This window comes from Streptomyces sp. NRRL F-5122, from assembly GCF_001507435.1.
Lineage (GTDB): Bacteria > Actinomycetota > Actinomycetes > Streptomycetales > Streptomycetaceae > Streptomyces > Streptomyces lannensis.
In genome coordinates this window covers 1-13,692 of the sequence record NZ_LMWH01000281.1, presented here as the reverse complement: position 1 = coordinate 13,692, position 13,692 = coordinate 1, and the positions used below count along the sequence as shown (strand labels likewise).

Here is a 13,692-nt window from a genome sequence, read left to right as displayed (position 1 = left end):
TCCGCGACCCCGACGGCAGCGGCGGATCGGCTTCGAGGGCTCGGCCACCCTCCGGCGACTGGGGCCTCGCCTGGAACGTCCTCCTCGCGGCCGGGAACATCCTGCTCAGCGACAAGGTGCGGCTCGAACTCAGCGTCTCCGCGCTGCTACTCGGCCCAGAGACCCCACCGGGCCAGGTGTCGGCTCGTCCCGGAGCGCCGGCCTCTGATCGCCTTCGACGGGAATCTTCAGGGCCTGGATGCCACCCCAGCGAACCCCATGGCCCGCCCGGGGCTCGGCGGTGCGTCCGAACGGCTGGACCGCAGTGCGCCGGGCGGGGGCACCCCCGATATACCTGACTGATCATCAGGTATGCCTGAGTGGTGATCACCGGCGCTCAGGGAGCGAAGGCTCGGTAGCTGGGCGTCGCCCGGATCGCCTCACCTCCCCCCACAGCCAAGGGAACCCGCATGACTGACACGCTCAGACGCGCCACCGTCACCGCCGTCACCGGCCTCGGCCTGTGCCTGGCCCTGCTGCCTGCCGCGCCCGCGCAGGCGCAGCCGGCGACCCGCGTCCCGTGCAACGACGTCGCCGCACTGAAGACGGCCATCACCAACGCGAACACCAGCGGCAGCGGCAGCATCGTCCTTGCCCCCCGGTGCGTCTACACCCTGACGTCGGCCGACAACCCCGGTGACGGTCTGCCCGAGATCGCCGGCAAGGTATGGATCACCGGAGACGACACCACCATCGAGCGCAATGCCGCCGCACCCTTCCGCATCTTCCACGTACGGGCGGGCGGCAGCCTGAGTCTGAAGTCGGTCACCGTGCGCTACGGCGAGACGGGCGCCGACGACTCCGACGGTGGAGGCATCCTCAACGCCGGCGGCGCCCTCACCCTGACCGACTCGACGGTCAGGAACAACCGGGCCGGCACCGGCGGCGGGATCTGGAACCAGCAGGGAACGCTCGTCCTGAGGAACACCACGGTCAGCTACAACCGGGCGGCCTTCGGCGGTGGCGTGGCCACCAACGGCACGATGACGATGCAGGGCGGCGCCCTGCGCGGCAACGCGAGCGGGATCTGGGGCGGGGGTCTCGCCACCGCGGGAAACACCACGCTCACCAACACGTCGGTCGAGCACAACGACTCCGGTGACCTCGGGGGCGGCCTCGTCAACCTCGCGATCAACCTCCACACCGGGCCGCTGCGGCTGAACTCCACCCAGGTCAGCGGAAACATCGCCCGGAACGACGGCGGCGGCATCCGCCTCGGCGCCGACGAGCCGACGACGCTCTACCGCAGCACCGTCACCCGCAACACCTCCAACGGCAGCTCCGGCGGCGGCATCTCGAACCCCGGAAGCTTCCTGCACCTGTTCATCGGCACGAGCGCACGCATGGAAGCCCAGCCGAACGCGACCCTGCCGCCGTTCCCGGTGGACCTCATCCGCAGCTCCGTCGTGAGGAACTTCCCGGCCAACTGCGCCCCCCTCCACAGCGTCCCCCGCTGCACGGGCTGACCCCGTCCCCTGCTACGACGCGAACGGCTGCCCGAGAAGGCCGTCTCCGTTGTCGGCAGCGCACCTGAGGCGACAGAGAACCCTGGCGGTGTGGCCGCGCACTGCGGCCGCACCGCCCTCACGTGCAGGGCCCGCTCCCCGCCTCACCCGATACGGGGGCCTGCCGCCGTAAGGGCCGCCATGGAGCGGAGTGTGCGGATGCCGCGGTCACGCGGGCCGAGCTGACCTGCTCACCCCGGTACGGACCTCGGTAAGGGCCCCCGGACCAGTCGGTACGGGCGCTGCCGTAGTAGTTTCCACACCGGTAGACGGCGGCAAAGGCTTCAGAAGACACTGCCGGGGCTGGAGACGGCTCCGGGTGTAGCGGGAGACGGTCTTCGCCTTGGGGGGTTCTGGTCGCGGCACGGCCGCCTCGATGGAGGTGCCCGATGCTTGACCGGCCCGGCACGGTGCGAGGGTGGAGGGTATGAGCGTGGACCAGCTGTTCACGGGACCGGTACTGCGGATGGACGCCCGTGGTCCTGTGACCGGCGGTCGGGTGCGTTGGGCGATCTCTGCCTCGTCGGGCACCTGGGCGGACGTCGGCGCGTCCGGCGGGATCGGATACCCATCCGGCAGTAAGGCGCTTCTGCGCCCACAGGCGGTGGCTGCGTGAGCAGGCTCGTGGCGGAGGCCATCGGCACCCAGAGACTGATACTGCTTCCGCTGCAAGTTGAGCATGCCGAGGAGATGGCCGCGGTGCTGTCCGATCCGGCCCTGCACACCTTTATCGGCGGTGCTCCGGACACCTTGCACGCTCTGCGCTCGCGCTATCAGCGCATGACCGCGGGCTCTCCCGAACCCGCCGTGTCCTGGCTGAACTGGGTGATCCTGCTCCGCGACGAAGACTGTCTGACGGGCACAGTCCAGGCGACGGTCGGTCCGTCCACGGACGGCCTGGTTGCCGAGATCGCCTGGGTGGTGGGGACCCCGTGGCAAGGGCGGGGCATCGCCACAGAAGCAGCCCAAGGACTCGTCGACTGGCTCGGCCGGCAGCCGGTGCACACCGTCATCGCCCACATCCATCCCGAACATCGGGCATCGGCTGCCGTCGCCGCTGCCGCCGGGCTCACTCCCACCGGCGTATGGCACGAGGGTGAGATCCGATGGCAGCGAAGCACAGGGGGGTGACGCCGACGATCCATGCATCGGGCGGCTGAGCCTCCGGGGGCGATCGCGTGGATTGCGTGGTCATCACGGTGCTCGAGGGGCGATACTGGCAGGCATGTCCGCCTCCTCCCCGGCACCGGGCGCATTCGAGACGCTGCGCGAGCAGTACGCCCGGCGATTGCCGGCCTCATTGGACGAGCTCGCCGGTCCGGTGGCCGGCACGGTGGAGCTGCCCTTGCACGTGGTCTGGTCCGGCCGTCGCTCGTACGGGCTCAGCCAGGCCCGCTCGCGGATGAGCCTCTACCGCACCGTTCTGACGGAAGGGCAGCGTCAGGACCTGACCGCTTTCCTCGACCGTGACCTGCTCATTGCTCAGTGGCCGGTGCTGCGCACACTGATCAGCCGTCCCCTCCGCGACGCCTGGGAGATCCGCTTCCCTGAACTGCGCCCGGGCGGGGCCACGGCCGCGTGAGGCTGTCAGAACTGCACCGTCGCCTCCTGGCCGACGTCCTGGCAGTGGGAGCCCATACCCGCTGGTGATCACCGGTGGTTACGCCGTCCAAGTCCATGGCTTGGTCGACCGCCTCTCCCAGGACGTCGATGTGGCCACCGAGAACCCGGCACCGATCAGCGAGATCATCCGCGTGGTGAGCGACGGGCTCACAGCACAGGGCTGGCAGGTGGAACAGATCGAGGTCGGAGCGCTCTCGGGCCGTCTCCTGGCCACCGATCCCGGTTCCGGCGAACGGTGCGAGGTCGATCCTGAAAGAAGTCCTGTGGCATCCGCCGGTGTCCAGCGAGTACGGCCCTGTACTGTCGCTGGACGACGTGATCGGCACGAAGGTGAGAGCCCTCGCCGACCGAGGCGCGGTCCGCGATCTCATCGACGTCCATGCTGCCTCCCAGCACCATTCCCAAGCAGACCTCGAGAACCTGGGTCGACGGCACGCACGGTACGACTTCAACCTGGAAGACCTTCGCGACCGCCTGGCCGGCACGGAATGGTGGGATGACCAGGACTACGCAGATTACGGGCTTGAGTCCGGGCAGATCGACGCCCTGCGGGCGTGGGCTCTGGAATGGGCTATGGACATCGGTGCACGTCTGCAGACTCAGGTAGAACCCGACGACTTGTGACCGGAGGGCCGTTCGCCCCGCTGGACCAACTCTTCTCGGTACACAGCGTGCGCGTTTTGGCCGCCGGGAGGGCAGCATGACCATCAGAACGCGGCCGCCGCGCCTGCGGGGCAAAGTGTCACCTGCAGGCGCGGCAAACCGAGCTGGTCAGGTTTCGCTAGGGGCTGAAGTCGTCTGTCAGTGGCGCACCTTGACCTTGCTGAGTGCAGCCACGCCCACTGCCGCGAGGGCGATCTGGATGAGCCATTCGATCCAGTCGACGCCGTCGGTGTCGGCGACGCCGATGCCCGCTGCGATGGCCGTGCCGATGAAGGCGGCGATGATGCCGATGACGATCGTCCACAGGATGCCGATGTGCTGTCGGCCAGGGACCACGAGTCGGCCAAGGACACCGATCACGATGCCGATGACGATCGCGCTGATGATGCTTGAGATCTCCATGCCTGTCGCCCCTTCATGAGTTGATGGCACACGTGTTCCCCCGGGAGGCGTCGACACTCCGCTGCGCAGCGATCGCTTCGATGGCTGCGCACCTTCAGCACCTTGAAGGTCGCCCTTCCCACCGACGGCCCTCACCGTCTACCAAGGCTGCGGCTCCAATGGAGGGACCTGACTCTGAGCAGGAACCTGTCCCTGTGCTGGAACACTACGAGCGGGCCGTGGGGATCGCCGCGCCGCTCGAGGTCAACTCGGGGATTCAAGGCGAAGGGTGAGGGCATCTCGTGCGAAGGGGTGCGGCGGCTCGCATCAGTATTGGTTTGCCGCCGGCCGGACCGGTCGGATAGGAAGCCTGCATGCTAAGGGGCAGCAAGGTCGGGCTGAGGGCCCGGCATGAGGACGACATCCCGGTCCTGCGGACCGAGCTCTACGATGACGTGGTCAACTCCTCCCGGGCCGAAAGCGGGCCGTGGCGGCCGATCACGCCCGGATCGAAGGACTCGCGGCTCGTGGTGGACGACAAGGAACAGGGGCACGTCCCGTTCTCTGTGGTGGAGCTGGATCGCGGCGCATTGGTCGGAACCGCGACGCTGTGGGGCATCGACAATCACAACCGGTCCGCGCACATCGGGTTGGGGCTGCTGCCGTCCTCGCGCGGCAAGGGGTACGGCACCGACGTGGTCGCGGTGCTGTGCCACTACGGTTTCGTCGTGCGCGGCTTGCAGCGACTGCAGATCGAGACGTTGTCGGACAATGCCGCGATGCTGCGTTCCGCCGAGCGCAACGGCTTCGTCCGTGAGGGTGTGCTGCGCTCCTCGGCCTGGGTGATGGGCGAGTTCCTGGATGAGGTGCTGCTCGGGCTCCTGGCCCAGGAATGGGAGCCGGACGCGAAGGTCTAGGCTGCCGCCCGCGGGGCCGACTTGGAGCGCCAGGTCGGCAGCCTTCGCCGCGGCATCGCAGGGTGCCCTCGTCCGCCACCGCCGTTACACCGGCTGAGACGACACCTGAGCTGTGTGGACACTGCGTGTTCCAGCGCAGCCGGCGGCCTTCCACGCGTCCTTATGCGGTCGCGAGTTCGGGGATGCTCTGTTCGACCCAAACGGTTTTGCCGTCGTCGGTGTAGCGGGTGCCCCAGCGTTCGGAGAGGCGGGCGGCCAGGAGCAGTCCGCGGCCGCCTTCGTCGGTGGTGCGGGCGTGGCGCAGCCGGGGGGAGGTGCTGCTGCCGTCGGAGACTTCGCATGTCAGGACGTGGCCGCGGATAAGGCGGAGGCGGACGGGGGGTTTGGCGTAGCGGATGGCGTTGGTGACCAGTTCGCTGGCGATGAGTTCGGTGGTGAAGGTCGTCTCGCTCATGTCCCAGCTCGTGAGCTGCTCGGTGACCAGGGAGCGGGCGGTGGAGACCACGGAGGGGTCGCTGGGCAGGTCCCAGGACACGACGCGTGCGGGGCTGAGGGAGTGGGTGCGGGCGACCTTGACGGCGGCGTCTTCGTGGGGGTGCGGTGGGACGAGTGCCTGGGTGAGCATGCTGCACGCCTGGCGCACGGTTCCGGTGTAGCCGGTGAGGAGGTCGGCTATGTGCTCGCGGGCCTGGACTTCGGACTGTTCCTGGAACAGGCCGGGGGTGTAGAGGGCGAGCATCGAGTGTTCGGGGAGGTCGATGTCGATCTTTTCGAACGGCCCGTCGGAGTAGCACAGGGGGGCGCAGATGGGGTGGTCCAGGGTGACGGTGGTGCCGTCGGGGTGCACGATCACGGGCCAGGGGTGGCCGGCGCTGGCCATGGAGCAGCGCAGCGATACCGGGTCGTAGATCAGGTAGAGGCAGGTCGCGCCGGCCTCTCTGGCGTCGCTGTCCGGGATCGGCCGTGGGGTGTTGTGGCCGTCTTCCTTGCTGAGCCGGCGTGCCAGGTCGTCGAGTCGGGCGAGGAGTTCGTCCGGCTGCAGGTCCATGTCCGACAGCGTGTGGACCGCGGCGCGCAGCCGTCCTGCGGCTGCGGCGGTCTGCAGGCCGTGGCCTGGCGCGCGGCCGGCGACGAGGGCCACGCGGGCGCCGGAGAGGGGGACGGCATCGACCCAGTCGCCGCCGGAACCTGCCTGCACGTAGGCATGGGCCACGTCCATGGTGTGTTCGGGGAGCAGGCCGCCCGGGCGCAAAGCGTGCTGCAGTGCGGCAACAGAATTGCGTTCACGCAAGTAGCGGCGGGCGTTGTCGAGACATGCCGCGGTGCGCTGGGCGAGTTCTGCGGCCAGGGTCAGGTCGTCTTGTTCGAAGGGCCGGCGTGCTCCCCAGCGGCAGAACGTGGCAAGTCCCAGAGCCCGGTCCTGCGCGACAAGAGGGACCACCATCAGAGAGTGCGGCTCATCGCGGTGGGTCGGCAGGCCGGCCATGGCCCGGCGCCCGACAGCGCTGAGCGGGTCGAGGATGCGCGGCTGGAAGTCGGCGAGGGCCTCGGCGGCACTCACCCTGCCCTCCGGGTCGCCGACCGTTGCAGGATTCTCCTCGTCCCGCATGCGGACGATCGCGCGGCGCAGCACGGTGTCGGGTTGTACGGGGCCGGGGACGAGGTCTTCTCCGGCCAGGACCGACTCCAGCACTTCCACCGCCATGCCGTCGGCCAGCCCCGGCACGGACACCTCCGCCAGTCCGCAGGCGGTGTCGAGGACGTCGAGGGTCGCCCCGATCCGGGTACCGGCCAGGGCCAGCACGTTCAGCCGCTCCTTGGCCAGGTGGCGGGCGGTGACGTCGACGGTGGCGTCCGCAATGCCCAGCAGCCGGCCGTGACGGTCCTCCAGCGGGAAGACGGAGGCCGAGTAGACATGCTCGTGGTCGGGGTCTCCCGGGGGGTACATCCGCTTTTCGACGGCGATCGCCGACTGCCGGGTCGCACGGACCTGCTCCATGATTCGTTCCACCATCTCCACCGCGAAGTCCGGCCATACCTCGGTGGGGCGCCGGCCGACGGCTTCTGCCATCGAGGTGTTCTCCATGCCTTCGGCCGCGGGGTTGAAGCGGATGATCCGCAGCTCGGGGTCCAGGAGGTACAGGCCTACGGGTGAGGCCGTGAAGAGGGTGTCCAGCAGGGCGTGGTCGAGTGCGGCGGTCGGGTTTTCCTCCTGCGCGCAGGCGAGCGTCACCTGCCACCTCGTTCCCGCCTGCCCGGCGCGTTCGGGGCGGATGCCCACCTGGCAGGAGACAACGGCGCCATCGGCGCGCCGCAGCCGCACCGCGAAGGCGTCATCGGCGGGGCGCGGGTCGGTCGGGGGCCCGGTATCGGCCAGCAGGTCCGTTACCGGGCGTCCCAGCATCGCGTGGACGGGGTAGCCCAGGAGCCGTTGGGCGGCGGAACTCCATCCGGCCACCGTGCCCCTGTCGTCGACGATGATGTGGGCCGCCGGGTCTTCTGGGTGGGCCACCTTGGGGTGGCCGCCGCGCTCGGTGGCATGAGATGCACCCATAGTCATCAGCTTTCGGCTCGCCTCAGAGCTCGGTACGCCACCAGTGTCCTCCGGGGCGGGCAGCGGCGACATCGGAGCGCGTCGGGACCGGGACGGCACAACGGTGGGCGCTTCCGGCGCCAAGAGGGCGCGGGAACCGAGGACAGGGGCATAGTCAGGGGCCCGGGCACGCACGGTCTGTGGCGGCTCGGTTCCGGACTGTGAGGGGCCGCCGTCGCCAGGCGGGCTCCGCCTCCGTCACGAAGCCTGATCGCCTGCGTCGCGGGCGGTCGGTGGCGGGCGGCGCCCCGGTGCGGTCACCGGTGTCCTCGCCGGCACGGACTGCACGCGCCTGCTGTATGCCCGAATTCCGGTAGCCGGTGCGCGCGGTCGTCCTGGCCCGGGAAGCGCCGAGACCACCCGCGGAGGGAAAAGGGGCGGCCACGGCTTTCGGCGAAAGCCGACCGGAACGTCGCCCACGGCCGGAAGAGTTCACCGACGTTTTCGGCTCTTTACGTGGCAACACCCCGCCGGCACCGTCCCGTTCACCCGGGCATTCGGTGCGGACCATGATGCGTGCATCGGGAACCCACTGGGCATTCATTCGCCTGTCCCGTTGCGTGGATAACTTCCCTTCCGGCACTGATCGTGTCGGACGGGAAGTTCGGTGAGCATGTCCCAGGGTGACAACATCGGGCGGCGCAATTTTCTTCGCGCCGGCACCGGGGCGATTGCCTCTGCGCTGGTCGGGGCACCGGGATGGGCCGGTGTCGGTCAGCACGCGTACGCGTCGGCGAACGCGATCGAGCCGAATCCGGACCGCCATGTCGAGGTGCAGCTGCTCAACATCACCGACCTGCACGGCTACCTCCAGCCGGCGGAGGTCGGCGGCTACAACGTCCTGACCGACCATGCCGGGGACCAGGTCGTGGTGGGCGGTGCCGGATATCTGGCGGCGCATCTGAAGAGGCTGCGGGCCGGGCGGAAGAACTCGATCTTCTTCGCGTCCGGGGACAACTTCTCCGGCTGGACCTTCGAGGCGGACTCGCTCGCCAACGAGCCGACGGTGGAAGTGCTGAACAAGCTCGGCCTGCAGTTCAGCACGGTCGGAAACCACGAACTCGACCAGCGCTTCCCCGAATACCTGATCGACCACATCGAGAAGGGCAAGCCTTACGGCGTTCCCGGACTCGACGGCTCTTTCACCGACTCCACCGGCAAAAGATTCAGCGGCGCGAACTTCCCCTTCTACACGTCCAACATCGTGTACGCGGATTCGGGACTGTCGATCGTGCCGCCGTACTCGATCGTGTGGGTCGACGCGGGCAAGGGGCGCAGGCTGCCGGTGGGATTCATCCACCTGACCGTGCTGGGGACGGTGACCGGTTCGACGTCGTACCAGCCCGGTCTCGGCGAGCTCGACCAGATCGCCACCGTCAACACCTACGCAGCCGAACTCAAAGCCAGGGGCGTGAACGCGATCGTCGTCAGCATGCACGACGGGGGCGCCGCGGGGACGGACTTCAACGGCCTGAGCGACCCGACGGGGTTCTGCTTCCAGCTCGCCGCCCAGGCCTCCCCCGACATCGCGGCCATCGTCACCGGGCACTGGCACGCGGCGTTCAACGGCATGCTGCCCGACCCGCTCGGCCGGCCCCGGCCGGTGGTCGAGGCGGGCTGCCACGGACAGCTGATCAGCGAGATCGTGCTGCGGTTGGACCCGCGCACCGGTGAGGTGGTGCGCGAGCTGACCACCTCGGTCAACCACCCGACCACGCACGACGTGCCGCCCGACCCGGAGATCCAGGCCATCGCCGACTACTGGGTCGATCAGGCCACCCGGCGCTACGCGCAGCCCGTGGCCCGGCAGAGCGCCGGCTTCTCCCGCACCGCCAACGCGCTGGGCGAAAGCACGATGGGCGACCTCGCCGCCGACGCGGTGTACTGGCTGGCCAACCAGGACGGCTCCCGCGCCGACCTCGCACTCTTCGCGACCGCCCCGGCCACGGGATCGGCAGCACTGGGCGGCGACGGACTCACCTGGGCGCAAGGCGATGTGCCGGGCGGCGAGGACGGTGTCGTGCTCTTCGGCGAGGCGTGGAACGCGTTCGGCTACGGCGCCGTCGTACTGACCGTCACCGTCACCGGGGCCGCCGTCCACGCCGCACTGGAGGGCCAGTGGACGGCCCGGCAAGGCGGCACCATCGCCTTCGCGCCGCTGGCCGTCTCGCACAACGTGCGCTACAGCGTCGATTTGGGCAAGCCGCCCGGCTCCCGGATAGACCCGCAGGCGGTGTTCATCGACGACACCGTGCTGGATGCCGGGCGCAGCTACCGGCTGGCCGGCCTGAGCTACACGCTGATCGGCGCGGACGGCACGAGCGCGTTCACCTCCTTCACCGACCCGGTCCGCGGCGACCGCGACCGCGAGGGCTTCATCCGCTACCTGAGACAGCGTCAGGTCATCGCCCCGCTGCCGCTGACCCGCGTCACCGCCGTCGGCCAAAGCGGCTGAGACGCACCGGGACGGGCACAGGGAGGGAAGGGCAGACGTGGCGACGATCAGCACCATCGCCGGCGACGGCACCGACCGCCGCGGCTTCGGCGGCCCGGCGGCCGGCCTCGACCTGCGGCAGGCCGTGCCGATCGCCGGCGGCAAGAGCGTCCTCGGGGACAACCACGGCACCGCCGTCGATGCGGCCGGCCGAATCTACGTTGCGGCGAGTACCGCCGGCGTCGTCGGGCGGATAGCGGCGCCGTCCTCGTGGAGCGATCAGGAACTCGCCGGCGGATTCGGCGCGCCCACCGGCACACTGGCCTGGAAGGCCACCTCCGCGACCGGCCCGGCCCGCCTGCTGCTCGAGCCGGCCACCGTGGACGGGCGCAGCGCCGTCCGCTGGACGGGCACCGACGTGGCAGCGAACACCTGGCTGTACGCGGTGCCGAGCGTGCTCGCCGGCGCGCGCCTCGACTGCTGTGTCAGCGTGCGCGGGTCGGGCACCGTGTATCTCGACTTCTACAACGGCGCCGAAGACGTCCGCACCGCGCCCGTGGTGCTGACCGACTCACCGCAGACCCTCGCGCTGACCACGACGGTGTCCGGCGCCGCCTGCCAGTTCCAGATCCGCACCCCGTCCGCGCAGCCGGCCCTCGACGTCACCGTCTTCGACGCCGTCGTGCGCCAGCACCAGGTCACCGGCGCCACCGAACAGGTCGCCGGGGTCATGAACAGCATCGGCTACGACAACGGCCTGCCCGCGGCCCGCTCGCACCTCAACCACCCCCACGGTGTGGCGGTGGACGCGCACGGCACCGTCTACATCGCCGACACCTACAACAACCGCATCCGCAGGGTCGATCAGGCGGGCGTGCTCGTCGAGGTCGCCGGTGACGGCCGGGCCGGATACAGCGGCGACCGCACCCCTGCCGTACACGCCTCGCTCCACCATCCGCACGCCCTCGCGGTGGACGGCGCCGGCATCCTGTATGTCGCCGACACCTACAACAACCGCATCCGGATGATCTCGGGCGACGGGACCATCCGGACCCTCGCCGGCACCGGCACCGCCGGCTACAACGGCGACGGCATCCGCGCGGAGTGGGCCCAGTTGAACCATCCCTGCGGGATAGCCGTCGATGCCTCCGGCACCCTGTATGTCGCCGACACCTACAACCATCGCATCCGGTGCATCGCAGCGGACGGGCGGATCCGCACCGTCGCCGGCACCGGCACCCCCGGCCGGCCCGGCGACGGCGGGGCGGCCGCCCCGCTCAACACACCGCACGGCATCGACATCGACGACGCCGGCACCCTGTACATCGCGGACACCCTGAACAACGTCGTCCGCCGTGTGCAGGGCGGCCGCATCACGACCGTGGCCGGCAGCGGCTCGTTCGGCACCACCGGCCGCGACGGCGGCCCCGCCCTGACGGCCACCCTCGCCGGACCGTTCGACGTGGCCGTCGACCGCCGCAGCGGCGACCTGTACATCGTGGAGGGCAGCCAGGCCGTCCTGCGGGTCACCGCACAGGCATGAACGCAGCCCGTTCTCCCCTCCGGGAGCGGACCGTGCCGGGGTCCGGCCGCCGCGCGCCGGCCGGACCCCGGGCAGGGGTGACGCCTTTTTCAGCAGCGCTTGGCCGTGACGGCCTGCCCGGCCACCGGGTCACCGGGAGCGCGCAGGGTGCCGATCGCCGCGGTGCACTCGCTCACCGTGGCCGCCGGCAGCGACCAGAACTCCTGGCCGTTGGTGGCGTTCCACCAGTCCTGGCCGACGACCTGGTCGCGGGAGTAGCTGTAGACGCCGGCGCTGACGTCGTAGTCCTTGATCTTGCTGCGGAAGCTCTGCCACACCCACACGTAGCCGTAGTTGCGCTTGCAGGAGGGCGAGTAGAACTGCTTGACGGACGCGACGTGGGCGCCGGCCCGGTTGATGTAGGCGGTGGCGCCGATCTGGTAGGCGTCCGCGCACACGCCCGCGGCCTGCGCGGTGGCGGTGAGCGGGTTGCCCGCCTCCGACGGGGCGGTGGAACGGGCCGTGAGGTGCTGCTTGGCGGGTGCCGGGGCCGGGCCCGTCCCCGCGACGGCGGAGGCCGCCGGGATCAGTGCGGCGGCGGAGGCCGCCGCGACGACCAGGATGCTGCGAGCACGCATGAGAAAGTTCCCCCTTGCTCCAAATGACGGTGTCGCTGGTGACGATCAGGCACGCCGGACAGCACACAAGGCACGGCAAACCACCGTGAAAGCCTTCACACCCCGTGAAGAGCACTGTCCACGCGTATCGGTCATCAGGTAAGACCGCGCGGGCCGCCGGATGGTTGTAGCGCAGACCACATCCGCTGCACGACCCACTCCCCCTCCCCTCGGGCAAGGCCCCCACCAGCACAAACACCCGTCACGCGAGCAGGGCGACCCGGCCGCCGCCCACGGGAGACGGCGCCTTCAGGTGCGCGCCGCGCTCCTCCGTACGCCCCTGCCGGCATCCGGGGCGGCCGCAACATCCCTCCCGCGTCGCAGAGTTGGGTTCGTTCTCAACAGGGCGCGCCGGGGCCGGTGTCGGGCATGATCGAGGTCATGGAGAACGCGCATCTGCCGACCACCGAGGCGGCCGTCACCGCGGTCCGCGCGATCGCGAAGGAGTACGCGCTGGAGGTGTCGGTCACCGACGACATCGGCGCGGACCAGACCTCGCGGCGCACGTCGGCCGGCGTCTTCGCCGTACTCGACGCCGACGGCTCACTGCCGCACGAGGCGTTCGTGGAGCTCGGGGGGGCGCCGTCGGTGAGCGTGCACCTGTTCCCGGAGGACGACGCGAAGATCACCGTGGACGGGGTGGACTTCCACGACGTGCCGCGCGACTCGGTCCCCGCGTTCCTCAGGTCCGTCTACGGCGGCCTCGCCTACACCAAGGGCCGGGTGTTTCCTCCCGGCCTGCGGCTCGTGGTGCCGCTGCCCGGCGACGAGACCTACCAGGAGTTGGTGCCGGGGATGATACGGCTGACGCCGTGGCTGTCCCGCATCATGCGGGACTAGACGGGGAAGGGGCGGCCCGGAGTTGTGCTCGGCGGCCGTCGTGAAGCCCCGCGGGCGCCAGGGGCCCGCCCGCCCGCGGCCGGCTTCGGGCCGTCTGCCCCGCCCGGTCTGTGGGCCATACGGTCCATCGAGGACCTGCGTCCGATGGATGCGGTCGCTGGGTCCGATGCGGCGGCCGCCCGGCTGGGACACCTTCCTTGCGGTGGCGGGATGGCGCTGCCCGAGGAAGAGGCCGGTGCCGTGGCGGTTCCACACTCCCCTTGCCTTTGATGGCCTGTGGCTGCAACGAAAGGCGTGTGATGCGTGAGCGACCGATCGTCGTGTTCGACGTCAACGAGACCCTGCTCGACCTGGACGCGCTCCGCCCCGTCTTCGAGAGGATCTTCGACGATCCCGCCACCCTGCGCCTGTGGTTCGCCCACCTGATCACCTACTCCGAGGCGCTCACCCTCAGCGGCGTGTACGTCCCGTTCACCGACATCGGCGGCGCCGTGCTCC

Annotated in this window: 10 protein-coding genes and 2 pseudogenes; 9 read left to right on the top strand and 3 right to left on the bottom strand. The window is 70.1% G+C overall.

The features are described 5' to 3' along the window. The first annotated feature begins 449 nt into the window (after positions 1–449). From ADL25_RS39820 to ADL25_RS39800, 4 genes and pseudogenes are all read left to right on the top strand, one after another. Positions 450–1,505, top strand: coding sequence for a hypothetical protein (locus ADL25_RS39820; protein WP_059132813.1), 1,056 nt, complete (start codon positions 450–452; stop codon positions 1,503–1,505). A 651-nt stretch (positions 1,506–2,156) separates the two neighbouring features. After that, positions 2,157–2,675, top strand: coding sequence for a GNAT family N-acetyltransferase (locus ADL25_RS39810; protein ID WP_059132811.1), 519 nt, complete (start codon positions 2,157–2,159; stop codon positions 2,673–2,675). A gap of 94 nt (positions 2,676–2,769) precedes the next feature. Beyond that, positions 2,770–3,126, top strand: a complete 357-nt coding sequence (locus ADL25_RS39805) for a hypothetical protein (protein ID WP_059132810.1) — start codon at positions 2,770–2,772, stop codon at positions 3,124–3,126. Further along, positions 3,123–3,791: pseudogene (locus tag ADL25_RS39800) on the top strand (nucleotidyl transferase AbiEii/AbiGii toxin family protein). Before ADL25_RS39805 ends, ADL25_RS39800 begins: the two are co-directional and overlap by 4 nt. A 177-nt stretch (positions 3,792–3,968) precedes the next feature. Here ADL25_RS39800 and ADL25_RS39795 read toward each other — a convergent pair. Further along, on the bottom strand, positions 3,969–4,232 hold the full coding sequence (locus ADL25_RS39795; RefSeq protein ID WP_059132809.1) for a GlsB/YeaQ/YmgE family stress response membrane protein: 264 nt from the start codon (positions 4,230–4,232) through the stop codon (positions 3,969–3,971). 353 nt (positions 4,233–4,585) lie between these two features. Here ADL25_RS39795 and ADL25_RS39790 point away from each other — a divergent pair, with 353 nt between their 5' ends. Continuing rightward, positions 4,586–5,128 (top strand): GNAT family N-acetyltransferase, encoded by a 543-nt coding sequence (locus tag ADL25_RS39790; RefSeq protein WP_059132808.1) that lies wholly within the window; start codon positions 4,586–4,588, stop codon positions 5,126–5,128. 160 nt (positions 5,129–5,288) lie between these two features. On the opposite strand, the gene ADL25_RS39785 is transcribed toward ADL25_RS39790, so the two are convergent. Then, positions 5,289–7,682, bottom strand: coding sequence for a SpoIIE family protein phosphatase (locus tag ADL25_RS39785; RefSeq protein ID WP_199839294.1), 2,394 nt, complete (start codon positions 7,680–7,682; stop codon positions 5,289–5,291). A gap of 652 nt (positions 7,683–8,334) precedes the next feature. Between ADL25_RS39785 and ADL25_RS39780 the strand changes: the two genes are divergently transcribed. Continuing rightward, positions 8,335–10,176 carry a bifunctional metallophosphatase/5'-nucleotidase gene (locus tag ADL25_RS39780; RefSeq protein ID WP_079050911.1) on the top strand — a complete coding sequence of 614 codons (1,842 nt, stop codon included), beginning with the start codon at positions 8,335–8,337 and terminating at the stop codon, positions 10,174–10,176. 37 nt (positions 10,177–10,213) lie between these two features. After that, a complete protein-coding gene (locus tag ADL25_RS39775) occupies positions 10,214–11,698 on the top strand; it encodes a hypothetical protein (protein WP_059132807.1) in 1,485 nt (494 codons plus the stop codon). Positions 11,699–11,787: 89 nt separating this feature from the next. Here ADL25_RS39775 and ADL25_RS39770 read toward each other — a convergent pair whose 3' ends face one another. Beyond that, entirely contained in the window at positions 11,788–12,315 is a 528-nt protein-coding gene (locus ADL25_RS39770) for a hypothetical protein (RefSeq protein WP_059132806.1), read from the bottom strand. A gap of 420 nt (positions 12,316–12,735) precedes the next feature. On the opposite strand from ADL25_RS39770, the gene ADL25_RS39765 reads away from it, so the two are divergent. Further along, complete coding sequence (locus ADL25_RS39765) at positions 12,736–13,194, top strand: hypothetical protein (RefSeq protein ID WP_059132864.1); 459 nt, start codon at positions 12,736–12,738, stop codon at positions 13,192–13,194. Between the two features lie 299 nt (positions 13,195–13,493). Beyond that, positions 13,494–13,692: pseudogene (locus ADL25_RS39760) on the top strand (haloacid dehalogenase type II); the annotation flags it as partial.

Bases quoted from the DNA above. Each gene is read 5' to 3' on its own strand.
- ADL25_RS39820 (WP_059132813.1), top strand. From the start codon at position 450: ATGACTGACACGCTCAGACGCGCCACCGTCACCGCCGTCACCGGCCTC.
- ADL25_RS39805 (WP_059132810.1), top strand. From the start codon at position 2,770: ATGTCCGCCTCCTCCCCGGCACCGGGCGCATTCGAGACGCTGCGCGAG.
- ADL25_RS39795 (WP_059132809.1), bottom strand. From the start codon at position 4,232: ATGGAGATCTCAAGCATCATCAGCGCGATCGTCATCGGCATCGTGATC.
- ADL25_RS39790 (WP_059132808.1), top strand. From the start codon at position 4,586: ATGCTAAGGGGCAGCAAGGTCGGGCTGAGGGCCCGGCATGAGGACGAC.
- ADL25_RS39785 (WP_199839294.1), bottom strand. From the start codon at position 7,682: ATGGGTGCATCTCATGCCACCGAGCGCGGCGGCCACCCCAAGGTGGCC.
- ADL25_RS39780 (WP_079050911.1), top strand. From the start codon at position 8,335: ATGTCCCAGGGTGACAACATCGGGCGGCGCAATTTTCTTCGCGCCGGC.
- ADL25_RS39770 (WP_059132806.1), bottom strand. From the start codon at position 12,315: ATGCGTGCTCGCAGCATCCTGGTCGTCGCGGCGGCCTCCGCCGCCGCA.
- ADL25_RS39765 (WP_059132864.1), top strand. From the start codon at position 12,736: ATGGAGAACGCGCATCTGCCGACCACCGAGGCGGCCGTCACCGCGGTC.